Source organism: Paraburkholderia sp. J94, from assembly GCF_905220285.1.
In the GTDB taxonomy this organism is placed as follows: Bacteria; Pseudomonadota; Gammaproteobacteria; order Burkholderiales; family Burkholderiaceae; genus Paraburkholderia; species Paraburkholderia tropica_A.
Genome location: NZ_CAJMZH010000007.1, coordinates 439,554 through 465,959 on the forward strand (window position 1 = coordinate 439,554; position 26,406 = coordinate 465,959).

General features: G+C 64.6%; 22 protein-coding genes. 10 read left to right on the forward strand and 12 right to left on the reverse strand.

All coding sequences use genetic code 11. From position 1 onward, the window contains the following. Positions 1-792, reverse strand: coding sequence for a DUF899 domain-containing protein (locus tag U4Y88_RS17855; RefSeq protein WP_321785439.1), 792 nt, complete (start codon positions 790-792; stop codon positions 1-3). 130 nt (positions 793-922) lie between these two features. Here U4Y88_RS17855 and U4Y88_RS17860 point away from each other — a divergent pair, with 130 nt between their 5' ends. The 4 genes from U4Y88_RS17860 (at position 923) to U4Y88_RS17875 (ending at position 5,043) form a co-directional block, all read left to right on the forward strand. After that, the gene (locus U4Y88_RS17860; protein WP_321785497.1) at positions 923-2,143 is read left to right on the forward strand and encodes a helix-turn-helix domain-containing protein; all 1,221 of its coding nucleotides are present in this window, start codon (positions 923-925) and stop codon (positions 2,141-2,143) included. A 158-nt stretch (positions 2,144-2,301) separates the two neighbouring features. Next, positions 2,302-2,949 carry a glutamine cyclotransferase gene (locus U4Y88_RS17865; RefSeq protein WP_321785441.1) on the forward strand — a complete coding sequence of 216 codons (648 nt, stop codon included), beginning with the start codon at positions 2,302-2,304 and terminating at the stop codon, positions 2,947-2,949. A 332-nt stretch (positions 2,950-3,281) separates the two neighbouring features. After that, complete coding sequence (locus tag U4Y88_RS17870) at positions 3,282-4,610, forward strand: dienelactone hydrolase family protein (RefSeq protein WP_321785443.1); 1,329 nt, start codon at positions 3,282-3,284, stop codon at positions 4,608-4,610. 205 nt (positions 4,611-4,815) lie between these two features. Beyond that, positions 4,816-5,043, forward strand: a complete 228-nt coding sequence (locus tag U4Y88_RS17875; protein WP_321785445.1) for a DUF3079 domain-containing protein — start codon at positions 4,816-4,818, stop codon at positions 5,041-5,043. A 9-nt stretch (positions 5,044-5,052) separates the two neighbouring features. Here U4Y88_RS17875 and U4Y88_RS17880 read toward each other — a convergent pair whose 3' ends face one another. The 10 genes from U4Y88_RS17880 to U4Y88_RS17925 form a co-directional block, all read right to left on the reverse strand. Then, on the reverse strand, positions 5,053-5,442 hold the full coding sequence (locus U4Y88_RS17880; protein ID WP_321785447.1) for an SRPBCC family protein: 390 nt from the start codon (positions 5,440-5,442) through the stop codon (positions 5,053-5,055). 124 nt (positions 5,443-5,566) lie between these two features. Beyond that, positions 5,567-6,655, reverse strand: a complete 1,089-nt coding sequence (locus U4Y88_RS17885) for a DMT family transporter (RefSeq protein ID WP_321785449.1) — start codon at positions 6,653-6,655, stop codon at positions 5,567-5,569. A gap of 236 nt (positions 6,656-6,891) precedes the next feature. Then, complete coding sequence (locus tag U4Y88_RS17890; RefSeq protein ID WP_321785450.1) at positions 6,892-7,299, reverse strand: FxLYD domain-containing protein; 408 nt, start codon at positions 7,297-7,299, stop codon at positions 6,892-6,894. 125 nt (positions 7,300-7,424) lie between these two features. Then, positions 7,425-8,018, reverse strand: coding sequence for a hypothetical protein (locus U4Y88_RS17895; protein ID WP_321785452.1), 594 nt, complete (start codon positions 8,016-8,018; stop codon positions 7,425-7,427). A 41-nt stretch (positions 8,019-8,059) separates the two neighbouring features. Next, positions 8,060-8,743, reverse strand: coding sequence for a PqiC family protein (locus tag U4Y88_RS17900; RefSeq protein ID WP_321785499.1), 684 nt, complete (start codon positions 8,741-8,743; stop codon positions 8,060-8,062). A gap of 11 nt (positions 8,744-8,754) precedes the next feature. Then, positions 8,755-10,401 carry an intermembrane transport protein PqiB gene (locus U4Y88_RS17905; RefSeq protein WP_224017174.1) on the reverse strand — a complete coding sequence of 549 codons (1,647 nt, stop codon included), beginning with the start codon at positions 10,399-10,401 and terminating at the stop codon, positions 8,755-8,757. Beyond that, positions 10,394-11,782 carry a paraquat-inducible protein A gene (locus U4Y88_RS17910; protein WP_321785454.1) on the reverse strand — a complete coding sequence of 463 codons (1,389 nt, stop codon included), beginning with the start codon at positions 11,780-11,782 and terminating at the stop codon, positions 10,394-10,396. Before U4Y88_RS17910 ends, U4Y88_RS17905 begins: the two co-directional genes overlap by 8 nt. Before the next feature lie 175 nt (positions 11,783-11,957). Then, positions 11,958-13,490 (reverse strand): efflux transporter outer membrane subunit, encoded by a 1,533-nt coding sequence (locus U4Y88_RS17915; protein WP_321785501.1) that lies wholly within the window; start codon positions 13,488-13,490, stop codon positions 11,958-11,960. A 20-nt stretch (positions 13,491-13,510) separates the two neighbouring features. Next, entirely contained in the window at positions 13,511-15,094 is a 1,584-nt protein-coding gene (locus U4Y88_RS17920) for an MDR family MFS transporter (RefSeq protein ID WP_321785503.1), read from the reverse strand. 22 nt (positions 15,095-15,116) lie between these two features. Beyond that, positions 15,117-16,265: an HlyD family secretion protein gene (locus tag U4Y88_RS17925; RefSeq protein WP_321785456.1), complete on the reverse strand. Its 1,149-nt coding sequence runs from the start codon at positions 16,263-16,265 to the stop codon at positions 15,117-15,119. Positions 16,266-16,365: 100 nt separating this feature from the next. Here U4Y88_RS17925 and U4Y88_RS17930 point away from each other — a divergent pair, with 100 nt between their 5' ends. After that, positions 16,366-17,073, forward strand: a complete 708-nt coding sequence (locus U4Y88_RS17930; RefSeq protein ID WP_321785458.1) for a CerR family C-terminal domain-containing protein — start codon at positions 16,366-16,368, stop codon at positions 17,071-17,073. A gap of 430 nt (positions 17,074-17,503) precedes the next feature. Here U4Y88_RS17930 and U4Y88_RS17935 read toward each other — a convergent pair whose 3' ends face one another. Then, positions 17,504-18,121, reverse strand: coding sequence for a LysE/ArgO family amino acid transporter (locus tag U4Y88_RS17935; RefSeq protein WP_321785460.1), 618 nt, complete (start codon positions 18,119-18,121; stop codon positions 17,504-17,506). Positions 18,122-18,856: 735 nt separating this feature from the next. Here U4Y88_RS17935 and U4Y88_RS17940 point away from each other — a divergent pair. From U4Y88_RS17940 to U4Y88_RS17960, 5 genes are all read left to right on the forward strand, one after another. Beyond that, entirely contained in the window at positions 18,857-20,668 is a 1,812-nt protein-coding gene (locus U4Y88_RS17940; protein ID WP_321785462.1) for a hypothetical protein, read from the forward strand. Between the two features lie 513 nt (positions 20,669-21,181). Then, on the forward strand, positions 21,182-22,069 hold the full coding sequence (locus U4Y88_RS17945) for a hypothetical protein (protein ID WP_310634293.1): 888 nt from the start codon (positions 21,182-21,184) through the stop codon (positions 22,067-22,069). Positions 22,070-22,284: 215 nt separating this feature from the next. Beyond that, a complete protein-coding gene (locus U4Y88_RS17950; protein ID WP_310634294.1) occupies positions 22,285-23,256 on the forward strand; it encodes a LysR substrate-binding domain-containing protein in 972 nt (323 codons plus the stop codon). 137 nt (positions 23,257-23,393) lie between these two features. Further along, positions 23,394-24,419 carry an amidohydrolase family protein gene (locus U4Y88_RS17955; RefSeq protein WP_321785464.1) on the forward strand — a complete coding sequence of 342 codons (1,026 nt, stop codon included), beginning with the start codon at positions 23,394-23,396 and terminating at the stop codon, positions 24,417-24,419. Between the two features lie 86 nt (positions 24,420-24,505). After that, complete coding sequence (locus tag U4Y88_RS17960) at positions 24,506-26,008, forward strand: methyl-accepting chemotaxis protein (protein ID WP_321785466.1); 1,503 nt, start codon at positions 24,506-24,508, stop codon at positions 26,006-26,008. Positions 26,009-26,406 lie beyond the last annotated feature (398 nt).

The window sequence follows — 26,406 nt, forward strand, 5'->3', positions numbered from 1 at the left end:
TCACGCCTTCGCGTATTCGTCGTGACGGTGCCACCACACGCCGGTCTCGTTGCGTCCCTTCGGCGCGCGGTCGAGCCATTGATACATGCTCCACACGCCGTCGAGGCCGCGTGCGTAGGTCGAGTAGGTGTGATAGATCACGCCGTCTTCGAGCACGAACGCGCTGAGTCCGGGACGGTCGCGCGTGTAGGTGGCGGCGTCGGTGCCGCAGCTCGCCGCGAACTGCGCGACGGGTTCGGGCGGCGGCGTCAGGTCCATCGCGTGGCCCTGCTGCGCGTAGTTGTATTCGATCGCGCCGTCGCGCTGCTGGGCTTCGGTGAACGCGACGTTGAAGTCGTAATTGAAGGCGTTGCCGTTCGACGACGCCCACGGAAACGTCCAGCCCATGCGCGCACGATAGGCCAGCAGTTTCGCGAGCGGCGCGCGCGAGACCGCCATCAGCATCACGTCGTGGTGGGCGAGATGCGTGGCCGCGCCTTCGATGCCGTCCGCGATCGACGAGCACGACGGGCAGCCCGCCGCGTAATCGGGGCCGAACATGAAGTGATAGACGAGCAGTTGCGAGCGTCCCGCGAACAGATCGGCGAGACTCGCCTGACCGGCTTCGGTATCGAAGCTGTAGGTCTTGTCGACGCGCACCCACGGCAGCGCCTGGCGTTGCCGCGCGAGGGCGTCGCTCTGGCGCGTGAGCGCCTTTTCGGCTTCGAGCAGATCGAGACGCGCGGCGAGCCAGGCGTCGCGGCTGGCGGTGGGGTGGGTCGGGTGAGTCGGCTGGGTCGGGTTCGTGGCCATTGTTCAGTCCTCCTGTGGTTTGCCGCGCCGATGCAGCGACGCAGCGAGCGAATGAGCGGAAGTGCCGTGTTAGATTAGGTCTGGACCACGGGCGGTGGGGAGTGACAAGTGTGGCGGGATTCCCATGAGCATGGATTCGCTGATCACGGCGGCGGCGCGCGCGCTCGCGGCCGGTGATCCGCTCGGCGCGCTCAACCGCGTGGCCTTGCGCGACGACGCGCCCGCGCTGGCGCTGCGCGGCATCGCCATGGCGCAGCTCGGCGACCTCGCGCGCGCGAAGACGCTGCTGCGCGACGCGGCGCGCGCCTTCGGTCCGCGCGAGGCCGTGGCCCGCGCGCGCTGCGTGGTCGCGCAGGCGGAAATCGCGCTCGCCTCACGCGATCTCGGCTGGGAGGAGGGCGCGCTCGACGCGGCGCGAACGGCGCTCGATGCGCACGGCGACGTCCTCAACGCCGCGCACGCGCGTTACCTCGGCATTCGCCGCCTGCTGCTGATCGGCCAGATCGACGAGGCCGCGCGCCGGATCGACGCGATGAATCCGCAGCGCCTGCCCGCCGCGATGCGCGCCACGCATGCGCTGATCGTCGCGGGTATTGCGATGCGGCAGATTCAGACCGGCGCGGCGCGCGTGGCGCTCGCCGAGGCGGCCGAGGCCGCCCGCGAGGCGCGCATCGCGTCGTTGAGCGCCGAAGTCGAGAGCGCCGCGCAGTTGCTGGGCGCGCCCGCCGCGCGGCTGATCGAGCGCGGCGAAATCCGTCCGCTGCGGCTCGACGATGTCGAGGCGCTGCTCGCGTCGGACGTGCTCGTCGTGGATGCCTGTCGTCACGTCGTGCGCCACGGCGCGGTTGTGGTCGCGCTCGCGCGCCGCCCGGTGCTGTTCGTGCTGGCGCGCGCGCTCGCCGAAGCCTGGCCCGGCGACGTGCCGCGCGATGCGCTGATCGCGCGCGCCTTCCGCACGAAGCACGCCGATGAAACGCACCGAGCGCGTCTGCGCGTCGAGATCGGGCGGCTGCGCGCGCTGCTGCGTCCGCTCGCGACGTTTGCCGCGACGCAGCAGGGTTTCGCGCTCGCGCCGCGCGAGGCCGCCGAGGTGGCCGTGCTGGCGCGTCCCGTCGAAGAAAAACACGCGGCCGTGCTGGCGCTGCTCGCCGATGGCGAGTCGTGGTCGAGTTCGGCGCTCGCGCTGGCGCTGGGCGCGAGTCAGCGCACCGTGCAGCGCGCGCTCGACGCGCTCGCGGCGGCGCACAAGGTGCAGTCGTTCGGCGAAGGGCGCGCGCGGCGCTGGACCATGCCGCCGCTGCCGGGATTCGCGACGACCTTGTTACTCCCAGCGCCGTTGCCGGGCGATTAAGCTGTGCGCATCGCTGGTGTGCGGGCTTCGCCGCCGCGCACGTTTTGCATCGCAAGCGAACCGGAATCGAAATCGCATCGCAATCGAATCGCAACCGCATCGAAACCGCATCGAAACCGCATCGAAACCGCATCGCAATCGAACCGCAAGGAGGCAACATGAAGCGTTCCCGCGCCGAGATCGTCCGCGAATATGGGCCGTTCGAGGGCATCGACAAGGTCCACGGCCTCACGTGGGACGGCCAGCAGGTCTGGTTCGCGGTCGGCGACCGGATTCAGTCGCTCGATCCGCAAAGCGGCCAGACGCAGCGCGCGATCGAGGTGCCCGCGCATGCGGGCACGGCCTTCGACGGCCAACACCTGTTCCAGATCGCCGAAGACCGCATCCAGAAGATCGATCCGCAAACGGGCCGCGTGCTGGCGACGATCCCCGCGCCCGGCGGCGGTGGCGATTCGGGGCTCGCCTGGGCGGACGGCACGCTCTGGGTCGGCGAATATCGCGAGCGCAAGATTCATCAGGTCGATCCGCAGACGGGCGCGGTGCTGCGCACGCTGGAGTCGAGCCGCTTCGTGACGGGCGTGACGTGGGTGGATGGCGAGCTTTGGCACGGCACCTGGGAAGGCGACGAAAGCGGCCTGCGCCATATCGATGCGCGCACGGGCGAGGTGCTCGAACAGATCGACATGCCCGAGGGGACGGCCGTCTCCGGGCTCGAATCGGATGACGGCGAGCGCTTTTTCTGCGGCGGCGGCCCGAGCGGCAAGATTCGCGCAGTGCGTCGACCGAAGCGGACGATCGAACAATAATCGGGATGCCGAAATAAATCGCCGGGCGGCAGGCGGCTGCTTCCCGGCGATGCTTCCCGGCGATGCTTCCCGGCGATGCGATTCGCGCACTGAAACCATCTTGGCCAGCGCGCTCAAGTTTTCCGAGAACGTGCCGTAGAGCATGGCGTGGCGGTGCGCGGACTGTCCGGCGGTGAAGCCGGGGATAGTGAAGTCGGCGCGGCCGCGCGCAGCGAACTCCCGACCCACGCCGCTCCATGACGTCACGCCTGAAGCTTCCGGTTTTTCTTGTCCTCGTTGTCCTCTTCGTCCTGGTTGCTTTCGTTTTTCTTGCGACGCTGGCGCGCGCCGCGTTGCCCACCGACGACCCGGACGTCGAGCCCGCCGCGCCGCTCAACGAAAGGATCCTGCGCGTGCCGGTGCAGGCGTCGCCGCGCGTGACGCTCGAAGTGACCGTCTACATGCCCGCGCGCGGCGGGCCGTTCCCGCTTGCGCTCGTCAATCACGGCGCGTCGGACGACCCGCCCAACGCGCCGCGCGTGGCCGATCAATTTATCCCGTGGTACTTCCTGTCGCGCGGCTACGCCGTCGCCATGCCGATGATGCGCGGCTTTGCGCAATCGGGCGGCCATATGGTGCCGCACGGCTGCGACGTGCTCGCGATCGGCGGCGATGCCGCGCGCGATATCCGCAAGGTGCTCGACGTCGTCGAGACGCTGCCGGGCGTGGACGCCACGCGCGTCGTCGTCGCGGGCAAGAGCATGGGCGGCTGGAACACGCTGGTGTTCGGCGCGCAGAATCCGCCCGATGTGAAAGGGCTGCTCAATTTCGCGGGCGGCGTGAAGGAGAGCGATTGCCGCCAGCCCGACGCGAGCCTCGTCGCCGGCGCGGGCGAACTCGGCGCGCGCACGCGGCTGCCGTCGATCTGGTTCTACGGCGACAACGACCAGATCTTTTCGAGCGCGACCTGGCACGGCATGTACAGCCGCTACACGGCGGCGGGCGCGCGTGCCGAACTCGTCGATTACGGCGCGTTCCAGAAAGACGCGCACGCGATGACGGCTTCGGGCGCGGGCCTGCCGCTGTGGGTCGAAAAGGCCGATGCGTTTCTCACGGCCATCGGCATGCCGGGCCGCGAAGTCGCGCCCGAGTATCTGCCGCGCGCGGCGCCGCGGCCGAGCGGCTATGCGTCGCTCGACGATCTGGCCGCGGTGCCGTTCCTGAGCGCGCAGCAGAAGGCGAAGATTTACGTCGGCTTTCTGGCGGCGCCGCTGCCGCGCGCGCTGGCGATCGGCAGCACCGATGCGATCTGGGCGTCGGGCGGTTTCGATCCCGCGCGCACGGCGCTGGCGCGCTGCTGGCAGACGTCGCAGTACTGCCAGATCTATGCGATCGACAAGACCGTGGTGTGGCCGCGCCAACCGGACGCGCCGCCGCGCACGAACTTCGCGGCGCTGCAAAACGTCGGCGCGGTGCCGTATCTGCAGCCGCAAGGGCGGCGCGCGTATGCGCAGTATCTGGCGGCGATCCGTCCGCGCGCGTTCGCCATCGCGCCGGACGGCGCGTGGGGCGAGGCATCGGGCGTCGATGCGATCAGCGAGGCGCTGGTGCAATGCGGCAACGGCCACGAGGGCTGCCGCCTCTATTCGGTCGATGGCGACGTGGTCTGGGCGGCGAAGTGATCGACGTCAAATCGCAACTAACTGCCAGTCCCGCCATGCCACGGCCAATCGGGCAGGCGTGACGCGGCGATGTTCCACGCTCGTTTTGAATCTCGTTATTCAGGGTGGAATCGGCCTGAGCTTACTGCGGCAATGCGCCTCTGGAGTGGTTTTGTCGGCGGCCTATATTGATTTTATTGTCGTCTGAATCGTTTCACGCACCGTCATGGCCAGGAAATTTCCGCTGCATCCGTCGCATCCCGAGCGCGTCTGCTGGGGCTGCGACCGGTATTGTCCCGCCGCGTCGCTCAGTTGCGGCAACGGTTCGAGCCGCACGCAGCATCCCGTCGAGCTGCTCGGCGACGACTGGCTCGACTATGGCGATTGGGGATTCGACACGTCGGGCGAGACGGCCGTCGAGGAGACCGCCGAAGATACCGCCACGCCGCGCTAAAGCACCGCGCTAACCGGCCAGATTCCGCGCGGCCGCTGCGCATCCCGCATCCATCAACGGCTCGACGACGGCGCGCCGTTCCTCCGGCAGAAAGTCGCAGATCCACACGAAACGGCAGCGACCATCGGCGTCCGGCACGATCTGCATCGACGCCGCATGCTGCTCGAAATTCGGCCCGATTACCGCGTAAGCCACGCGCATGCGCGCCTCGTCGATCGTGACGATGCGCTCCTGCACCACCGCGCCGTTCGCGAAGGTCACGGTGCGCACGTCGCCGTCCACGCGAGCGTCGGTCAGCACGCCAGCAAAGACGCGCGCCAGTTGGCGCGAGTCGCGCAACATCTCCCAGGCGCGTTCGGCGGTGGTTTCCAGCGGAATATCGCGGTAAAGGGAAGTCATCGCGCTGTCTCCTTCGTCTTTTACGAGGCGGGCATCGCAGCGTCATCCAGCGCGCGCGCCGGACCACGATGCCGGGGAAAATCGCTATCGATGCCGCTTTGCGCGCGCGCTCAGGCGCACACGCTCAATGCGAATGCCGATGATGCACGTCGGGAAAATGCGCGTGCGTATGCGTGAGCGGCAGATGCCGGTGCGCGTGCGTGTGCGGCTCGGTGCCGTCCCAGTCGAAATCGTGCTCGTGCTGATGATGCTCGTCGTGACGATGCCGATGCGTGTGATCGAGCGCCTCGTGCGTGTGTTCGTGCTCGTGACGCTCGCGCACGTGCAGCCACACGCCGAGCGCCATCAGCGCGAGCGCGAGCCAGAACGTCAAGGCGGGGCGCTCGGGCCAGATCAGCAGCGACAACGCCACACCGAACAGCGGCGCCACCGAAAAATACGCGCCCGTGCGCGCCGAGCCGAGGTGGCGCAGCGCCACCACGAACAGCACGAGACTCACGCCGTAGCCCGCGAACCCCACGACCATCGCGCCCGCGATGCGCGCGGCGTCGGGCCAGTGCGCGCCGAGCCATAGCGCGACGCCCAGATTCACCGGCCCGGCCACCAGGCCCTTGATGCAGGCGATGGTCATCGCGTCGTTGGCGGAGACCTTGCGGGTCAGATTGTTGTCGATGGCCCAGCACAGGCAGGCCGCCGCGACGAACAGCGCGCCGGGGGCCACGCCGGGCGCACTGGCAGTGCCGGCGGCCGATCCGTTCCACGACAGCAGCACGCCGCCCGCGACGATGGCGGCCATGCCGAGCGCGATCTGCGTATCGAAGTTTTCGCGAAAGCACACCCACGCGATCAGCGCCGTGAGCACGCCTTCGAGATTGAGCAGCAGCGAACTGGTGGCGGCGGGCGTGCTGACGAGGCCGAGCATCAGCAGCGCGGGACCGGCCACGCCGCCCGCCGCGATCGCGCCCGCGAGCCACGGCAGTTCGGCGAGGCGCAGCGGCGCATGTTCCTGCCGGGCGTGCGGGGCGCTGGCGGCGCGGCGCAGACGCCGTATCAGCATGGCGGTCGCGAGGCCCGCGCCGCTGCCGAGATAGAACAGGCCCGCGACCATGAACGGCGGCATCGCGCCGAGCAGCGCCTTGGCGAGCGGCGTGGCCGCGCCGAACAGCGCGGCGGCGAATAGCGCCGTGGCGATGGCGCGGTGGTGCGGTTTCATGATCGGGCGTGCGGGCGGATGAGCCGGCGGTGTTCCGCTGCGGGGGCGTAGTTGCAGCGGGTTGCCGGGTTGCGCCGATTATCGCTCGATTTGTGCGCGCCGCCATCGCCATGCGCCTGCGAAGCCACTCGCGGCGCGGACCCGCCCCCGGTTTGGCGAAGGCACGCTTCGCGCAGGTCTCGATGGTCGATGGCTTGACGCTTTGCTGCGCGCGTTTGAAGATCGCGCGCGGCGTGCTACGAGGTCTTGATCATCGCGACGACCGATTGCTCGTAGGGCACCGATGTGGGCGCGAGGAAGATCCAGCTCTGGCCCGGCGCAATGCCGCCGCCTGCCGCGCTAGCCGAACCGATGATCCGGCCTTGTCCGTCGAGCAGGTTGATCGTGATGGTGGCGGTGTCGATGCGCGCGCGCGTGACGTTGGTTGCGGTGCCGGTGATGTAGCCCGTCACGCCGCCTGCGTCGACCACGCCGCGCAGATCGCGCAGTTGCAGTGCGTCCTGTGCCGGTGCCTGCGCCTGTGTTGTCAGCGCAGCGGCGCCGAGTGCGGCCGCCAGGAGAATGCGCTTTGTGGTCCGTTGGTTTGTCGGCTGTTTCGTCCGCTGTTTCGTCCGCTGTTCCGTCGGTTGTTTCGTCGGCTTCATGGTTGTCTGGCCCTCGTAAAGTTATAGGCCAGTCATTGAAGCGCGACTGCGCGAAGCCAACCGTGAGCGCGGTCAAGATCTGAGGCGCTTTGGGACTTATCGGGGAGCCGGAACGGGGTGGACGCTCAGACGCTACCGTCCTTTACCGGTCTCACCAGGCTTTTCACCATCGCCGAGACCATCCGCGTCGCCAGTGCATGGCTTCTCCAGCCATGCGCGTCAAAATGGCCGTTGGCGACAAACTTGTGGTTCTGGAACACATCGAGATCGACCGATTCCCAGTATTGATTCGCAATGGCGGTGGGGTCGTCGCCGGTCAGGGCAATCGAGACGGAATAGTCCAGCACGGTTTTGCATTCGGCGGGTTCGGTGCCGGGGCTATAGAGCGCGCTGAGAATGCCTTCGTCGCGCAGCGCGGTCTGAATCACCCTGACCAGTTCGTTGGAGTACGAAGTCTGCCGCATGACGATGCATACGCGATTCGTCTCGATCGTTTTTCCGGTCACATAGATTGACGTCGGCGTTTGGGCGATGCAGCCGCCGCAGGTGGCGATCAGGGTTGCGATCGCGGCAACCTTGAATCGGCGTAAAAAGCGCCGGAGAGCGTCATGCTGCCCAGTGAGGCTGGCAACGCCAAGATCCATAAGAGTCCTGAAATGCATTTCGGACGGGCGGGCGAGCGCTGCGGCGGTTCTGACGCGGCGCTCGGCCCGATTCATTGGTTCAATTCATTGCTGTCGATGCGCTAGCGGCGGGAGGGTTAGCCCTGGCGCTGCGCGTCCAACGGACAACGCACCGGCCTGGCGTGTCCCGGTCCGGCCGCGAGTGCGCGCAGACCGCTCGCGATGGATTGCGACAGCGCGCCGACAGCGTCGCGATGCCCGGCCACCAGCGCGTCATAACCCGCGCCCACGGGTTCATCGAGCACCGTGCGGCAGGTCATGACCGTCTGCGAGTCGAGCGAACGCACGCTCCAGACCGCGTCGATCAACGCGTGCGATCCGGGCCACGACTCGAAGCGCTGCACGTTCACGCTCACGCGATAGACCGGCACGCCGTCGGGATGCGGCGAGCCGTACACGTCGATCGTGTTCAGCCGCTGCGTGAGGTCGACCGAGAGCGCGCGGCGGATTTCGTCGCCGGGCATCGACGCCCAGCGTTCCTGTTCGAGCACGCGCACCTGCGCGGCGTCGGTTTGCACGACGAACTGCGTCTTCGCGACTTGCGGCGGCACGTCGACGGGCGCGAGTTCGATCAGCCACGCCGGGTTGCCGTTCGCCGCGGCGGCGGGCTGGGTGCGCGCCGCGTCGCCGGTCGGGCTCAGCGTGTAGAAGCGGCTGGCGGGCGAGGCGCAGCCCGCGAGCGCCGCCGCGAGGGCGAGCGCCGAGGCAAGCGCTGGAAGGCGGCCCGTAAGCGCGGATGAAAACACGCCCGAAAGCGGCATGAAGCGAAACGTCATGGCTGGTCTCCTGATTTGCCGCGCAGCAGCGATTCGGGATGGCGCTCCAGATAATCCGAAAGCGCGTTGAGCGATTGCAGCGTGCGCGTCAGTTCCTGCAGCGCCTGGTGCACGTCCGATTGCATCGGCGAATCCTGTTGCAGCGTGGCCTGCGCGGCGCTGAAGGTCTTCTGCGCTTCGGCGAGCGTGCCCTGCATCTGCGGCAGAAGCTGGTTGTTGACCTGACCGAACATCTGGTTCGCGCTCTTGAGCGACTCATTCAGGTTGTTGCCGATCTTGTCGAACGGAATCTGATTGAGTTTCTTCGTGATGTCGGCGACCTGTTGCTGGAGTTCGTCGAGCGAATTCGGCACCGTCGGCAGTTGCATCGGATCGTGGTCGAGATCGGCCTTGGCGGGCGCCGCCTTCGGGAACATGTCGAGCGCGATATAAAGCTGCCCCGTCAGCAGATTGCCGTTGCGCAACTGTCCGCGCAGGCCGTGCTGCACGAGGCGCTCGATCAGCGCGCGGCTCTGCGGCGAATCCGGCGGCGGCGTCGGGCTGCCGCGCGTGCGGCGCACGAGGCGCAGCGGATACAGATTCATGGTCACCGGCATGGTGAAATTGCCGTTCTTCGCGTCGTAGTCGATGCCGATGTCGGTCACCTGTCCGAGCACGATGCCGCGGAAATCCACGGCCGCGCCCACCGACAGCCCACGCAGCGACTGGTTGAAATTCATCACCACGCGCACGGGCGTGCCATCGGGTTCGTGCATCGCTTCGCTCTCGTCGGAGGCGAGCGTGAACGCGGCGTTGGTCGGTGCCTGCGTGCCGGCCGACTGGCCCGGCGGCGTCTCGAAGGCGAGACCGCCCGCCATGACGGTCGCGAGCGACTGCGTGTTGACCTTGAAGCCGCTCGAATCGAGCTGCACGTTCACGCCGCTCGCATGCCACCAGCGCGTGTTGGCGCCCACGTACTGGTCGTAGGGCGCGCGCACGAACACCTGCACGGTCACGCCCGAGCCGTCCTTGTCGAGCGAATAATCGATCACCTGACCGACCTGCATGCGGCGATAAAAGATCGGCGTGCCGATGTCGAGCGAGCCCAGGTCCTTGCTATGCAGCGCGTATTGATGGCCTTTCTCGTCGATGGTCACGGCAGGCGGCGTCTCCAGCCCTGTGAAGTCGTGATCGGTTTCGTCCGAGCGGCCGGCGTCGGCGCCGATGTACGCGCCCGAGAGCAGGGTCCCGAGACCCGACACGCCGCCCGCGCCCACACGCGGACGCACCACCCAGAAACGGCTGTCCTTGCGCGCGAAGTTCTCGGCGTCCTTCGTCAGCTCCACCGTCGCGAGCACGTGCGAGAGGTTCGGCGAGAGCTTCACCGTGCGCACCGAGCCGATATCGACGTTCTTGTACTTGACCTTGGTCTTGCCGGGTTCGAGCCCTTCGGCGCTCAGGAAACTGATCGTGATGGTGGGGCCGCGCGCGGCGACCGACTTCGCCACGAGGCCGACGCCGATCAGCGCCGCGATCAGCGGCACGATCCAGATCAGCGACGGCAGCCAGCGTTTCGGCTCGACGATGTCCGGGTCGTTTGCATCGGGCGTATCTGCGTCGCCGGAAGGCCGGTGTGTTCCGTTGGTTCCTTTCGGACTAGTCATTCGCGTGTTCCTTTGTGTATTCCTTTGTGTCTTGCATGGGTCGCTGCGTGGGTCGCTGCGTGGCGCCGGGAACCGGATCCCAGATGAGCCGCGGGTCGAATTGCATCGCCGCCAACATCGTCAGGATCACGACGGAACCAAACGCGATCGCGCCTGGGCCGGCGGTGACGACGCCGAACGAGCCAAAGCGCACCAGCGAAACGGTGAGCGCGATGACGAAGATGTCGAGCATCGACCAGCGCCCGATGAATTCAACGATGCGATAGAGCGTGGTGCGTTCCGCCGAGCGCCATTGCGAGCGGCGCTGCGAGGTCAACGCGAGCAGCGCGAGTGCCGAGAGCTTGAGCATCGGCACCATGATGCTGGCGACGAAGACGACGGTGGCGATCAGCCATTCGCCCGTCAGCCAGAAGTGGACGATGCCGCTCAGGATCGTGTCGCCGCGATCGTGTGCGAGCGTCGCCGTGTTCATGATCGGCAGGACGTTCGCGGGGATATAGAGAATCGCCGCCGCGCTCAACAGCGCCCATGTGCGCCGCAGCGCATCGGGGCGTCGCGTGTGCATGGGCGCATCGCAGCGCGTGCAGCGCCGATTGTGTGCATGAGGCTGCTGCGGCTCCAGTTGCCCGCATACGTGGCAGCAGTCGAGGCCCGCTTCCCGCGCGGTAATGTGGCTCGGCTCGCCTGCATCGACGCGCGGGCGGTGCTGATGGTGCTGATGGTGTTGCGATGGCGTGCCCGGAATGTCGGCCGACGATGAGCCGTCCGCCGTGCGCGCACGCAACGCATCGACGAGATCCCAGAGCCCGCGCGGATCGAACGCCGCGACGACGGCCAGCATCAGCGTCAGCGCGGCGAACGCGAACAGGGCCGTTTCGGGAATGACGCGCGCGATGCTCACCAGTTTGACGATCGTGACGAGTATCCCGACCATGAAGACTTCGAGCATGCCCCACGGCCGCACGAAGCGCAGCGCCTTCATCACGAGCTTGAAGCCAGGCGCGACGATGCCCTGACGCAAGGGAAGCAGGACGTAGAGCAGCGCCACCATCTCGATCAGCGGGAACAGGAAGGTCGCGCAGAACACCATCGACGCGACGGACTGCATGCCCTCGCGCCACAGGACCACGAGCGCGCCGAGCAGGCTCGACTGCGAAGTGATGCCGTTGGCGTCGAGTTCGATGATCGGGAACGACTGCGCGATGATGAAGGTCACGAGCGCCGCGACGGTGATCGCGCAGATGCGGTCGAGCTGCGCCGCGTTTTCGCGGTAGAGCGCGGTGCCGCAACGCGAGCAACGCGCGGACTGCCGTCGTAGCAGGCGGGGCTTGCGGTAGAGCGCGTCACAGTGGCGACAGGCGACAAGTTTGGAGTAGGGCATCCGGGACTACGTAAGGCAAAGGCAGGTGTGGCGGCCGCGAGGATTGGCCGCGTCTTGCTTCGGGCGCGCCATGCGGATTTGCGCGGGCGGTTCGGCCATCAGGTCGCGAACACGGTGGACGCGTCGATCACGCTTGCCGTGATCGACGCGACGGTTTTCGTCCGATGGCCGGCGATTATGCCTGTGGCTGCTGCGGTTGTGCCGGTTGCGGCTGTTGCTGCGCTTGCGGCTCTTGCTGCCCTTGCCAGCCCAGCCCCAGACTCTTCTGCAGCGAGACGTAATCCTTGAGCAGTTCCGCCTGCCCGGCGATCACGTCCTGCTGCGCCGAAAACTCGGCACGTTGCGTATCGAGCAGATCGACGAGGCTGACCGTGCCCGCGCGATACCGCTGGCGCGTCAGATCCGCCGAGCGCAGCGCGGACTTCTGCACCTTCTCCAGCGTCGCCAGATGCTCGCGCTGGTAGCCGAAACGCGAGAGTCCGTCGTTGGCGTCCTGAAGCGCGCCGAGCACCGTCTTTTCGTACTTCGCGATGGCTTCGTCGCGCGAGGCTTCGGCGCCGTGCACCGCGCCCAGCGTGCGTCCGAAATCGAGCAGGTTCCACGAGAGATAGGGCGCGCCGACCCACGTCGCGTTGGACTGGCGGAACAGGTGGCCCGGATCGGCGGCCGAATAGCTCAGATCGCCGTAGAGCGTGATCTTCGGGAAGAAGTCGGCGATATGCTCGCCAATCTGCGCGTTGCTCGACGCGAGACGACGCTCGGCGGCACGAATGTCCGGGCGCTGCGCGAGCATTTTGGCCGGATCGCCGATGGCGACGGTGCCCGGCAGCGCGGGCAAGGCGCCCGGTTGTGCGAGTTCGGCGTCGAGTGCGCCGGGCGCTTTGCCCGTGAGCACCGCAAGCTGATCGAGCGAGATGTCGACCTGCGCCGCGAGCGGTGTAATGGTCGAGCGGGTATTTTCGACCTGGGTCGTCAGGCGTTCGACATCGACTTCGGCGGCCGTGCCGCCCGCGCGGCGCTGCTCCGTGAGCGTGAGACTCTGCTGCTGCAACTCGGCGGTGCGTTGCGCGATGATCAGGCGCTGCTGCTGATCGCGCAAATCGATGTAGGCCTGCGCAACCTCGGCGGCCAGCGAGACTTGCGCATCGGCGAGGTCGGCATTGACGGCCTGGGACTGCGTATCCGCGGCTTCGATCGCGCGGCGCGTGCCGCCGAACAGATCGATCTCCCACGAGGCATCGAAGCCGGCCGTGTAGAACGAGACCGGGCCGCGTCCCGACGAACTCGCGCTGGAACCGGACGACGAGAACGCGCTGATATCGGGCTCGCGCATGCGGATCGCGGCGGCGTCGGCGCTCACTTTGGGCATTTCAGCCGCGCGCTGCTGCTGCAATTGCGCGCGCGATTCGCGCAGCCGCGCCTGGGCCGCGCGCAGATCGGGGTTGTGCGCGAACGCGGCTGCGATCAGCGTGTTCAGTTGCGGGTCGCCGAGCGCCAGCCACCATTGGTTCGGCGCGGGCGCGGTGGCGATGATGCCGTTCGCGGGGGCGCGCACGAAGGTGCCGGCGCTGGCCGCGTCGGGCGCGACGGACGGCGCGCCGTGGTAGTCCGGGCCCACTGTGCAGGCAGCCAGCAGGCTGGCGGCAAGTGCGGCTGCAAATGGGGCTGCAAGCGCGGCGGCACGCGGGCGGAGGGAATAGCTTGTCATCATGTTCGATTCTGTTGGCTTCAATGACCGTCTGCGGGAGCGGCGCCAGGGCGCGGATTCTTGAGCAGAAAGGCCAGGGGAATACACACGAGCAGGGCGACACCGAGCACCCAGAACGTTTCCGAATAGGTGATGACGATCGACTGGGTCTGGATCTGCGCAGCCAGTTGCCCGAGCGCCTGCATGTTGGCGTAGGCCAGGTCGCCCGTCTGCGCGAAGAAACTCGCCGCGCTCGCGGCGATATGCGTTTGCCCGGTGATCGAATTGCTCGTGACGGCCTCGCGGAGCACGGCCGTATGGAAGGTTTCGCGCCGGTCGATCAGCGTGCCGATAATGGCCAGACCCACCGAGCCGCCGAGATTGCGCGCCATGTTGTAGATGCCCGCCGCGTCGCCCGATTCTTCGCGCGAGACCGCGGCCATCGCCGCCTGATTGAGCGGCATCATCGAGAGAATCTGCCCCACGCCGCGCAACAGCTGCGACCACGTGAAATCGTGGCCGACGCTCTGCGCCGTGAGCGTGGTGTCGAGCATGCAGCTCCACGCGAAAAAGAGCAGACCCGTGACGACGAGCATACGGATATCGAACTTGCCGAGCAGACGCGGCAGCAAGGGCATCGTCAACATCGCGGGGATGCCGGAAAGCAGCATGACCATGCCCGATTGCTCGGCGTTGTAGCCGGACACCTGGCTCAGGAACTGCGGCAGCAGATACGAAATGCCGTAGAGGCCCGCGCCGACCATGAAGACGATCACGTTGACGCTGGCGAAGGGCAGGTTACGCATCAGCGAAAGACGCAGGATGGGCTTTTTGGCGACGAACTGCGAGATGCCGATCAGCAGCATCCCGAACAGCGAGACGAGGGTGAGCGTCACGATCATCTGCGATTCGAACCAGCGCTCGCGTTGTCCTTCTTCGAGCACCACGGTCAGCGAACTGAGGCCGATCGCGAGTCCCATGATGCCGATCCAGTCGGCCTTCAAAAAGGCGTCCCAATGCGGACGATCGGGGCCCAGGCCGTAAAGCAGCAGGGTGATCAGCGCGAGACACACGGGCAGATTGACGAAGAAGCACCAGCTCCAGCTGATGTTTTCCGCGAGCCAGCCGCCGACCACCGGGCCGAGCAGCGGCCCGAGCAGCGCGGTCAGGCCGAACATCGTCATGCCGATGGGCAGCTGCGAAGCCGGTAGCCGGGTGCGAATGATGGTCTGCGCGGTCGGGATCATGGCGCCGCCCGTGAAACCCTGGCCGATGCGCCCGGCGATCATGATGGCGAGCGAGCCCGACCAGCCGCACATCATCGAAAAGCCGATGAACAGCGTCGCGTTGGCGAGCAGGAAATTGCGCAGGCCGAACACGCGCGTGAGCCACGCGGCGAGCGGAATCATGACGATCTCGGACATCAGATAGCCCGTGGAAATCCACGTGCCCTCGGTGCCGGTTGCGCCGATTTCGCCCTGAATCTGCGGCAGCGCCGAGTTCGTGATCGAAATATCGAGCGTGGCGATCAGCGCGCCGAGCGCGCCCGCGGCGACGGCGATCCAGTCGGAGGCGCTCGCGCGTTCGCCCTGCGCGGGCGGGGCGCTCACGGCGCGGCCGCTCATGCCGGCGGCGGCGTTGCTCACATTACTCACGATGATTCTCGACGTCGATGCGTCGTTCGTCGTCGCGCGAGGAGCGCGTATCGACCTCGGCGGTCACCGACATGCCGGGCAGCAGCACCTTGCGCGTTTGCGGCCCGGTTTCCACGCGGATGCGCACCGGCACGCGCTGGACGATTTTCGTGAAGTTGCCCGTGGCGTTCTCCGCCGGCAGCAGCGCGAACTGCGAGCCCGTGCCCGGCGAGAAGCTGTCCACGACGCCGTGGAGCTTGTGCCCGGGGAGCGCGTCGACGGAGATATCGACCGGCTGACCGATGCGCATGCGCCCGATCTGCGTTTCCTTGAAGTTGGCGGTCAGATACGTGTCCTGGACGGGCACGACCGAGAGCATCCGCGTGCCCGGCTGCACGAACTGGCCCACGCGCACCGTGCGGTCGCCGACGCGGCCGCTAATGGAACTCTTGACGACCGTATGGTCGAGATCGAGCTGGGATTGCGCGGCGCTCGCCTTGGCCGCTTCGAGCTGGGCGCGTGCCTGGCCGAGCTGGGCCGTCAGCGCGCCGACCTGCGAGCGTGCCGATTCGACGGCCGCATGATCGGCGGCGAGCGTCGCCTGCGCCTGATCGCGCGAGCTTTTAAGCTCTGAAAGCTTCTCGGCCGTTTCAGCGCCCGAGGCCGCGAGCGGCGTGTAGCGCGCGACTTCGTCCTCAGCATGGCGCAGGCTGACGCGTGCGACTTCCTCCTGGGCCACCGCCTGAGCGATGTTCGCGCGCTGTTGCGCGAGCTGTGCGTCGGCGTGTTCGATATCGGCGTTACGCGCATCGACCGTGGCGCTGGCCTGTTCGAGCGCGGCCTGGTACTGGCGCGTATCGAGGCGCACGAGCGGGTCGCCAGCCTTGACGGCCTGGTTGTCCGCCACGAAAACATCGGTGATATAGCCGCTCACCTTGGGGGCGATCGTCACGCTATCGGCCTGGAGATAGGCGTCGTCGGTGCTCTCGATGAAGCGCCCGACGAGCCACCAGTGGCCCGCCCAGCCTGCTGCACCGGCGAGCGCGACCAGCGCGGCCCCGATCGCGATGCCGCGCTTCGAGCCCCGTTTGGCGCTCCGCGCGGGCGCGGTGGGTGTTGTGTCCTGGCTATCGCGCACCGGCGCCCCTGCAGTCGTCGACATGGTTTGAAAACCTTAAATTATTCCGAGTGGACGAATTATTCCAGTCGGTAAATTTCTGTCAAGTGTTATATTTTGCAAGTTATGAAAGCTCCCCACCGCTATGACTGAATCCCGAAAGCCCCGCCACTCGACCGAAGGTGGCTATGCGCGCGGCGAAGAAACCCGCCGAAAGCTCATCGACGCCGCTATCTCCTTGTTTGGGCAACATGGATTCGCGGGCGCGTCGACGCGCGATATCGCGGCGCTTGCCGGCGTCAACGCACCCGCGCTGCAGTACTACTTCGAGAACAAGGAAGGGGTGTACCGGGCTTGCGCGGAGTCGATCGCGGACGAAGCGCTTCAGGTGCTCGAACCCGCGCTGCTGGCGGCTCAACGCACGCTGGACGATGAGGGCGCGACTCAGGACGCGCTGATCGATTCTTTCGTGACGCTTCAATGCTCCATTGCCGATCTGATGTTCAAGAAGGGGCGCGAGACCGACCGGCGGCTCTTTTTCGCGCGCGAGCAGGGCGGCGGAGAGCCGGAAATCGGCTCGCAAATCCTGCGGGATCGCTTGCGTTCGCCGATGAACAAGGTCAATGCCGCACTCGTTGCGCGCATTACGGGTCGCGCGGAAAACGATCCGATCACCATCGTTCGAATGATCAGCATCTGGGGGCAATTCTTCGCGTTTCATGTCGCGCGTGAATCGACGCTGTCGATGCTCGGGTGGGCGGATCTCGATGGGGAAAACGCGGAATTCGTGAAAACGATCGTCAGTGCGCAAACACGGCTATTGCTGGATTCGTGGCGAAGGGAAGCGGAATAAAGGTATTTGAGCGTTCGAAGCGCGCAGTGACTGCAAGGCATAATCGTCCGCCGCGGCAGAAACTCCACTTGGGAAGGTTTCAGGAGTTGGCGTTGTTGATTTCCGCTGCGCAGAATAAAAATATTGGCGGGCGCAAGTTCACGCGCGCGTAGTCTCGCCGCCCTGGCAGACGACGCGCGTGCAAACGTTCATATCGGCGACCGGACCGGGCAATTGCGGGCCGCTCCGTGGATGAGATTGCATGGGTCGATGAATCACCCCATTTCCGTGCTGGTTGCTGGCGTTGCCGCTCTAATTGGCAGGATGGCTAACCATTGCTAATTCAATTTCATTGGGTCAATCCGATAAGCGCTCATTGGATGCGCGAACCCCATCGAAACGGTGCGTCGATTTATAGGGCGTCCATCTGCTATGCGTCGCCGATCCCGATTCAAAAATTCGATATGGCCAAATGAATCGCCAAAGTGATCATCATCACCGCAGCGAACCCGTCCAGCATCCGCCAGGCGATGGCGCGCGAAAAGAATGACCGGCAGAATCGCGCGCCATATGTCAGCAATAAAAACCACATGAGCGATGCCAGCACGGCACCCGCTGTGAGCGACAGACGCGCGTCGGCTGGCCGGCTCGCGACGATTGAACCGAATACCAAAACCGTATCGATCCAGGCGTAAGGATTGAGCAGAGAAACAGCCGCCGTGGCAAGCAGCGTTTGAAGGAGCGGCTGACTCACCGCGGCTTTAATCTCATCGGCATGCTTTCTGCGAATCGCCGAGCGCAAGGCGATCAGTCCATTGCACGCGAGATAAAGGATTCCGCCAAGCAGCGAGATGGCGAGGATGCGTGGGCTGTGCGACACCGCGGCCGCGAGACCACTGGCGCCGGCCGCGATCAACAATGCGTCACTGCCTGCACAAACGCAGGCGATGAGCAGGGGATAGGCACTGGGAATGGAAATCTTGACGACGAATGTGTCTTTCGGACCCACCGAGGCAAAAAGACTGGCGCCGAGCATCACGCCTTCGACGAGCGCAGAGGAGTCGATCATGGATAGGCCGACAACCTCTTAAGCTGAACCGGTAATGGTCAAGTTGTCGAAAACTATACGCGAAAGTATGGGCTGCGCCAATTGCTTGCCAGGGTCGCCGTGCTGGCGAGTCTTGCGCAGGACAGACGATGCCGACCCACCACTCGACGACGACCTTGTTTGCCGCGGTAACGCGGCGGAGCGTCGATCAGCATTGGCTTGTAGTAATGTGACGCTGCTTTGGTCCGGGAGCCATCAATCTTTATCGTCGGAAGCAATCAAGTGCCGATTCTTTCCATTTCGTGCCAGGTTTTTTGGCCGGTGGCGAAGACCGGGAAGCGCATAAGTCCAATTTCTTACTGAAAGCTAGCTCGCGCACGTTCGCTTTGCACGCCCGCGATACGTCCCCGCGCGCGCCCCGCCATCAGCATGCTTCGCGCCAACGCAAGCGCTCTGCGGACCTCGCATCGCCCGCACCTGCGACCTCGCCAGTCGCGCCGCCGGCCACGCCATGCCGATCCGTTCACCAAAAAAGTGCCAGCGAATCTGCGATTTGTATAGGGACAACACCGCGCCTTGGCCCTATCTTCCTACCAGCCTGGCGGTTTGCGCTTTGCTGTGACGCTGATAAAAATGGAGACTAGTACTGTGCGTTCTACGCCTCAGATCAAAACGAAAATCCTGACGTGCCTGACCTTTGCTGCCGCTGCCGCGTTCCTCAACGGAGCGGACGCCGCGACAGCGACCAAAGGTGACTTGCTGCTTTACCGTATTGGCCCGACGACCTCGGAACTCTACGTCGCCAATGCCGACGGCAGCGACGAACATCGACTGATTCAGTCCGATGGTTTCGATTATCACGGTGCCTTTTCGCCCGACGGCAAATGGATCGTCTTCACCTCCGAGCGCGACGGGCTCGGCCATGCCAGCCTCTATCGCGTGCGTGCTGACGGCACGGGCCTGCAACGGCTGACCGACTGGACCGGCGTGAGCGACGCTGCGGTTTACAACCCGGCCGATCCGAATGTCATCGCGTTTGTGTCCACGCGTCGCGGCAAGGATACGTGGGGCACCACGAATATCTGGACGCTCAACATCAAGACCGGTGCGCTGCATAACGTGACCGGCGATATCAAGTTCGACCCGGAAAAGCCGCACAGTTTCTTCCGTCCTTCGTGGTCGCCGGATGGCAAGTGGATCGCGCTGTCGTCGGATATCGGCAGCGACTGGCGAGGCCATAACCTGCCGGTCGGCTGGGAGCGCACCCAGGAAACCAGCATCTACGAAGTCCATCCCGACGGCACGGGCTTCAAGCAGATCGCGTCGCATGCGGGTTTTACCGAAGGTTCGCCGTCGTGGTCGCCGGACGGCAAGCACGTCGTGTTCTACGAAACGTCCGTCGAATCGACCTGGGGCGCTCACCGGCCCGAAGCCATCGGCAAGGTCGACACCCAGATTGTGCAAGTCGATGTGGCGACGGGCGCGCGCCAGGAACTGACGAACTCGCCGGGTTTCAAGGTGTTCCCGCAGTACGTCGGCGCAAGCGACGTCGCCTGGCACATCAAGAACGGCTCGCAGGAAGGCCTCTATACGTCGAGCGGTCAATCGCGCTCGACGGCGGAAACCGGCATCCGCTCGCCGCATTACTCGGCTGACGGCAAGAAGGTCGTCTACGAGAAAGTGGTGTACGGCAAGCCGTTCCACCCGAACGGCACGCCGCTTTACAGCTTCGATCCGCAATGGAATTACCGTTTCGTCGATGTCTTCCCACAGCTTTCGCGCGACGGCAAATCGCTGGTGTACACGGAGAAGGCGGTCGGCTCGTCGATCGTGGTCGCGAATACCGACTTCAGCGATGCTCGCCATATCTATGATCCGGCGACCAGCGGCCTCGATCCGAAGCTGATCAAAATGGGCCTGGCCGGCGCGTTCCAGCCGACGTGGTCGCCGGACAAGCAATGGGTGGCCTTCGGCGTGGGCGGCTGGTTCTTCACGCGAAACCACATGCCGGGCCGCATCATGCGTATCAAGGCCGATGGCAGCATGAATGGCAAGCCGGAGATCCTGACCGACGGCAAGGAGAACGCGGGCTTCCCGAGCTATTCGCCGGACGGCACGCGCATCGTCTACCGCGTGTGGAGCGATACGGACAACGGTCTGCGGGTCCTCGACCTCGAAACGCACAAGACCACGGTGCTGACCACCGAGCCGGACAATCTGCCGGGCTGGTCGCCGGACGGTACGAGGATCGTGTTTACGCGTAAGGAGATCAACCCGAACGATCCGAACAAGTTCCACTACGACGTGTACACGATTCACCCGGATGGCTCCGACGTTCAGCGCGTGACGCCGCCGGGTTCGAATCAGGCCCACGCGACCTGGACCTGGGACGGCCGCATTGCGTACAGCTCGGGCGAATATGGCTTCCGTGACGAGCTCTCGCTTTACGACGACACCTTCCAGCCCGACGGCCAGAACTGGGTGATGAATGCGGACGGAAGCAATCGTCACGCGATTACCGACACCGTTTGGGAAGACTCGATGCCGCTCTATATTCCGAAGCAGTAACGTCGCTCCAACGGTTTAAACGGCAAAGGCACCGCGCCCGGGCGCGGTGCCTTTTTTATTTTCCGTTCCGATCCAATCGTATCGGCATCCTGATTAATTCGAGGCTGCAATCGGATGAGCGATGAATTTGACCTGATTGCGTGTCGAGACTTACCCGAATACGCACCCGTTATCGCCGAAAAGTGCCAGCGAAAATCACTTTTGTGTAAAGGCAACCACGCTGGTATCGCTTAAATTGCACTGCACCGCAACGGGCTTCACCCGATACACATTCACGAAAGCCGTTGCCGGTGGCACGAAAAATCGAGTCGAAAATCGACCGAGTCTTGCATATCGACAAATATGGAAGGAGACATGAAAAAATCAAACGCTACCCGCATGCCGTTGTTAGGTGTTGCCTTTGTCGGCTGCGTGGCAGTTGCGGGTGTAGCCCATGCTGAGGATGCCTCGTCGGTCGCAGCGAGTGGAACCCAGGTAGCACAGACGGACAGCGCAGCCTCCAGCGCCGCGCCCATGACGCTCTCGCAGGCCAGCACGGTGACGGCGCCGCTCTCGCCGCCGCCGGGGCTCTACACGCCGCCGACTTCGTGGAACGACACGTATATCGGCTATCGCGTGGGCACGAACTTTTACTACCCCGGTGTGCGCACGGCGTCGGGCGCGCCGGCGAAGATCACGCAGAACATCGGCTTTCTGACGACCACGGGCGGCTTCAAGTACGGCAGCTATGCGTTCAACGTGGACTACCTCGTCTCCAGCATGGCGAACCCCGAAGCGGGGCCGACCAACGCGTACGGTTATCCGACGCCGGGCTCGGGCGGCGCGCAGGAGGTCTATAGCGTCGGCCGCGTCTCGTTCAGCGCAGGCAAGATTTTCGGCAGATCGTTTTCGTATGGCGTCATGCGCGACTTCGGGCTGACCGTTGGCTATGAATTCGGCGTCAAGAACGATGCTTATGGAGAGCGGGCTCGCATGCTGGTGGTTGGGCCGAGCATCGACTTCGCCATACCCAACGGCTTCTGGAACATGACGCTCGGCGTTCGCACCGAGAGCAATCACGACGGCATCACGAATGTGGAAGTGCATTTCAACCCTGCGGTGCACTTCGAGACGTCGTGGCTCTATAACTTCCGTGTGGGTCCCGTTCCGCTGGTTTTCAAGGGTTTCGCAAGCGTCACCGGTCCGAAGGGCAAAGATGGTGCCGGCGTCAATACGACAACGGAATTCCTGACGCGTGCCTATCTGCTGGCTGACGTCGGCTCATTCGCCGGTCATCCGCGCACGGCATACATGGGTCTCGGCTATGAGTACTGGCACAACATGTACGGCACGCCGTCTTCCGAGCAGCCGGGCACGACGCAGACGTCCGTCCCGATGTTCGTGGCGGAAATTCACTTCTGATCGCGCTACCGGGTGAAGGCGGCCATCGGCAATCGTCGTGACGGTTGCTGCGGTGGCCGGGAGTCGCCGGTCTGGTCAGGGTGATCGGACCGGCGCGAGTTGATATCGACAATGGAAAGGAAAGGGCATGACGAAGAAGCGATTTGACCGTATCGAGCCGTATAAGGCCGCGTACTTCGTTTTAACGTCCTGGTGAAATCGCAAAGGTACATAACGTGTCCGCTCTCGACTCGTACCTGCAGACCAACTTGAAGGCGCGGCATCTGCGCCTGCTCGTGGCAATCGACACCTACCGCAATCTGACCCAGGTCGCCGACGTCACGAACGTCACCGTGCCCGCCGTCTCCAAGTCGCTGGCGGAACTCGAACGAGGCCTCGGCCTCACGCTGTTTGATCGCACGGCGCGGGCGCTCGTGCCCACGCAGTATGGCGATTGCCTCATTCGCCACGCGCGGGAACTGCTGACCAACCTCGATCAGACCCGTGACGAGCTGAAGGCGCTGAGTTCCGGCACCGAAGGCAAGATCCATATCGGCATGTTGCCTGCCTCTGCCTCGGTCTTGCTGCCGCAGGCGCTGAGCCTGCTCAAGCAGCGCTCGCCGGGCACCAACGTGATGGTGACGGAAGGAACGACGGCGTTGCTGCTTCCCGAACTCTGGCAAGGCCATCTCGATCTCGTGGTGGGCCGCTTGCCGCCGCCCGATACGCTCGGCAGTTTCGAAGAGAAGGAACTGATCGAGGAGCCCGTGACGCTGATGACGGGCCGCCACCACCCGCTCGCGCGCAAGAAGCAACTGGCCTGGTCGGATCTGCGTCCCTTTCCGTGGATATTGCCGCCGCCCGGTTCGATACTGCGCGATCCTCTGGAACGCGCGCTCGAAGCGCATGACGTGCCGCTGACGAACAACTATATCGAAACGCTTTCGGTGCACGTTGCACGCGTCCAGCTGCAAATATCCGACTTCATCGCCGTGATGGCGGGAACGCCGGGCAGCGACACGGCGCAGCCGCTTCACACGCTTCCGTTGAGGCTGCCGCGTCTGCTGCGTCCGGCTGGCGTGTTGTGGAATCGCAATCGCGGCTTGACGCCGGGCGCGCGGCGCATGCTGTCGTGTCTGGAGGAGGTCGCTGTGCGGCTGGGGACGGAGGCGGCAAGCGCGCGAGCCGTGGCGTTGTCAAACGGTTAGCCGGTCCTTGGCTTCATTCACCAGGCCGATGTACGACGCTCTCGACAAGGCTGCGATATCGCGCCGCTTGAGCATGAACGCGCTGTTCGTCGATCCTCGCGCTCGAACAGCGCTCTGAAATTCGCACGGAAGAAAACATGATCATCGATTGCCACGGTCACTTCACGACCGTTCCCGCTTCGTTCCGCGACTGGCGCGCGAAGCAGATCGCCGCCGCCAACGATCCGGCCAACGCACCGGCACTCTCGGGCGCGCATGTGAGCGACGACGAGATCCGCGAAGGCGTCGGCAACGGCCAGCTGCGCCTGCAAAAAGAACGCGGCGGCGACCTCACGCTGTTCTCGCCGATCGCCGGCCTGATGAGCCATCACCTCGGCAACGAGCGCACGAGCCTCGAATGGGCCGAAGTGTCGAACAATCTCGTGCGCCGTGTGTGCGATATCTATTCCGACAACTTCGTGCCGGTCTGCCAGCTGCCGCAATCACCGCTCGCGCCGCCGAAGAATTCCGTGGCCGAACTGCGCCGCTGCGTCGAGGAAATGGGCTTCGTCGGCTGTAACCTGAATCCCGATCCGAGCGGCGGTTACTGGACCGGCAAGCCGATGACGGATCGCGAGTGGTATCCGCTCTACGAAGCGCTCTGCGATCTCGACGTGCCTGCGATGATCCACGTGGCCGCGTCGTGCAACGCCTGCCATCACGGCACGGGCGCACATTATCTGAATGCCGATACCTCGGTGTTCATGCAGCTTCTGCAAGGTAACGTGTTCAAGGACTTCCCGACGCTGCGTCTCGTGATTCCGCACGGCGGCGGCGCGGTGCCTTATCACTGGGGCCGTTATCGCGGCATGTCGCTGGAAATGATGGATCGTCCGCTGGAAGGACTGCTGAACAATATTTTCTTCGACACCTGCGTCTATCACCACCCGGGCGTGGAATTGCTGACCAAGGTCGTGCCGACGAGCAACGTGCTGTTCGGTTCGGAAATGATCGGCGCCGTGCGCGGCCGCGATCCGAATACCGGTGAGTATTTCGACGACACCAAGCGCTACGTCGACGCCTGCGAAGCACTGAGCGACGCCGACCGTCACGCGATTTTCGAAGGCAACGCACGCCGTGTCTATCCGCGCCTCGATGCGCTGCTCACGGCCAAGGGGCTCTAACGAAGTCGACGGTGATGACAATCCCCCTGGAAAAGGGGGCTATTACAAGGTGATACATGAAACTTGTCCATCAACTACCGTTGGCGTTGGGCGCGGCGTTGCTGGTTGCTTCGGGGGCAGGGCTGTTTGGCGTGTTGCAGATGAACCGTGCCGCGGACACCTATGAGCGGCTCGTTCTGGTGGACGATGCACAGGCGCGTGCTGTCGACGAGGCGCTAGTCGCATTCAAGAATCAGATACAGAACGGAAAAGATATTCTGGTGCGAGGAAAAGACCCCGCGCACTTCGAAAAGTACTGGGGCGCGTTCCAGAAATACGAGCAGACGGCGCAGGCCATTACGGAAAAGCTTGCGCGAGAATTGCCGCCCGGAGATGCGCGCGCAAAGATCGAACGCTTCAACGCGTTGCATCAGCAGATGGGCGTAGCGTTTCGTGCGGCGCTGGAAGAATTCGAAGCATCGGGCTTCGATATCGCGGTCGGCGACCGCGCGATCGATGGCCTCGATCGCGATTCCGCGATCACGCTGCGCGAATCGGGCGAAGCCATCGTCGTGCAGACCGCCGCTGCTGTGGACATGGCGAAGGCGAAGCAAAAGCGCGCCATGATCGAGAGCGTGGGTGTCATGGCGATCATCGTGCTCGCCGGTATGGCCGCCGCGCTGAAATTCTCGCGGGCGATTACGCGCAAGCTGGGCGGCGAACCCGACGACGCGTGCGAGGCCGCGCGCCAGATATCCCAAGGCAATCTCAACGTCGATTTTCATTTGCGCCCGGGTGACAACGACAGTCTCATGGCCGCGATGCGCGCGATGACGGGGGCGCTCGCGGGGATCGTCGAACAGGTCCGTACGAGCAGCGACGCCATTGCGACCGGCTCGGCACAGATCGCGTCCGGCAACACCTGGTTGAGTCAGCGCACGGAGGAGCAGGCGAGCGCGCTCCAGGAAACCGCGGCATCGATGGAGCAGTTGAGCGCCACGGTGAAGCAGAATGCCGCGAATGCGCTCGAAGCCAGCGAGCTGGCGACGGGGGCATCGTCGATAGCCGTGCAGGGCGGGAGCATCGTGGGCGCCGTCGTCGAGACGATGAAGGGCATCAACGAGGGCTCGCGGAAGATTGGCGAGATTATCGGCATCGTCAACGACATCGCGGCGCAAACCAATATTCTCGCGTTGAACGCGGCCGTGGAAGCGGCGCGCGCGGGTGAGCAGGGGCGAGGGTTTGCTGTCGTCGCGACGGAAGTGCGTTCGCTTGCAAAGCGCAGCGCACAGGCTGCGCAGGAGATTCGTGCCTTGATCGCATCCAGCGTGGATCGGGTCGATCAAGGCAGCACGCTCGTCGACGAAGCGGGCGCGACAATGACGCAGGTCGTCGAGGCCATTCAGCGTCTGAGCGTGCTCGTGGCCGAGATCAGCCACGCGAGCGCGGAGCAAAGCGCCGGCGTCGGGCAAGTCGGCGAAGCCGTCAATCAGATGGATCAGGCCACGCAGCAGAATGCGGCGCTTGTCGAAGAAAGCGCTGCCGCAGCCGGGAGCCTGAAACAGCAGGCCGACAATCTTGTTGGTTGCGTCGCGCAGTTCAGGCTTTGAGGCGATTGCTTTGGCGCGGTTGCTTTTGGGGCGATTGGGTGGGCGATTCGAAGCCGTACTGCGGGCCGCCGTCTCCGCCCCCCAATTTTTGAGGCGGGAGCCGTTTTCGGCGGGAATAAAATTATTTCGCAGAATCGCTTGACGTGATTCCGAATGACCTCCATAATTCGCCTCCTTCGCTGATCGCTGCGAACGAAAACGAAGCGATTGAGACGAAATTGTTCTTTAAAAATTTACAGCCGATAAGTGTGGGCGCTTGATTCGATCTAGCTCCTCGCCGTGATCTTTTTGATCTGGCGAGATAAGCAAAAGTATCAAGAGTCTCACACAAAAGTAAGTCAGGTTTTTGAAGTAATTCAAATTCCTGTCAGCTTTGAGTGAGCGACCGGTTCTTAACT

Bases quoted from the DNA above. Each gene is read 5' to 3' on its own strand.
- U4Y88_RS17935 (WP_321785460.1), bottom strand. From the start codon at position 18,121: ATGATCGACTCCTCTGCGCTCGTCGAAGGCGTGATGCTCGGCGCCAGT.
- U4Y88_RS17890 (WP_321785450.1), bottom strand. From the start codon at position 7,299: ATGAAGCCGACGAAACAACCGACGGAACAGCGGACGAAACAGCGGACG.
- U4Y88_RS17860 (WP_321785497.1), top strand. From the start codon at position 923: ATGGATTCGCTGATCACGGCGGCGGCGCGCGCGCTCGCGGCCGGTGAT.
- U4Y88_RS17930 (WP_321785458.1), top strand. From the start codon at position 16,366: ATGACTGAATCCCGAAAGCCCCGCCACTCGACCGAAGGTGGCTATGCG.
- U4Y88_RS17920 (WP_321785503.1), bottom strand. From the start codon at position 15,094: ATGAGCGGCCGCGCCGTGAGCGCCCCGCCCGCGCAGGGCGAACGCGCG.
- U4Y88_RS17900 (WP_321785499.1), bottom strand. From the start codon at position 8,743: ATGCCGCTTTCGGGCGTGTTTTCATCCGCGCTTACGGGCCGCCTTCCA.
- U4Y88_RS17880 (WP_321785447.1), bottom strand. From the start codon at position 5,442: ATGACTTCCCTTTACCGCGATATTCCGCTGGAAACCACCGCCGAACGC.
- U4Y88_RS17875 (WP_321785445.1), top strand. From the start codon at position 4,816: ATGGCCAGGAAATTTCCGCTGCATCCGTCGCATCCCGAGCGCGTCTGC.
- U4Y88_RS17925 (WP_321785456.1), bottom strand. From the start codon at position 16,265: ATGTCGACGACTGCAGGGGCGCCGGTGCGCGATAGCCAGGACACAACA.
- U4Y88_RS17945 (WP_310634293.1), top strand. From the start codon at position 21,182: ATGACGCTCTCGCAGGCCAGCACGGTGACGGCGCCGCTCTCGCCGCCG.
- U4Y88_RS17865 (WP_321785441.1), top strand. From the start codon at position 2,302: ATGAAGCGTTCCCGCGCCGAGATCGTCCGCGAATATGGGCCGTTCGAG.
- U4Y88_RS17910 (WP_321785454.1), bottom strand. From the start codon at position 11,782: ATGCCCTACTCCAAACTTGTCGCCTGTCGCCACTGTGACGCGCTCTAC.
- U4Y88_RS17895 (WP_321785452.1), bottom strand. From the start codon at position 8,018: ATGAATCGGGCCGAGCGCCGCGTCAGAACCGCCGCAGCGCTCGCCCGC.
- U4Y88_RS17955 (WP_321785464.1), top strand. From the start codon at position 23,394: ATGATCATCGATTGCCACGGTCACTTCACGACCGTTCCCGCTTCGTTC.
- U4Y88_RS17855 (WP_321785439.1), bottom strand. From the start codon at position 792: ATGGCCACGAACCCGACCCAGCCGACTCACCCGACCCACCCCACCGCC.
- U4Y88_RS17915 (WP_321785501.1), bottom strand. From the start codon at position 13,490: ATGACAAGCTATTCCCTCCGCCCGCGTGCCGCCGCGCTTGCAGCCCCA.
- U4Y88_RS17905 (WP_224017174.1), bottom strand. From the start codon at position 10,401: ATGACTAGTCCGAAAGGAACCAACGGAACACACCGGCCTTCCGGCGAC.
- U4Y88_RS17885 (WP_321785449.1), bottom strand. From the start codon at position 6,655: ATGAAACCGCACCACCGCGCCATCGCCACGGCGCTATTCGCCGCCGCG.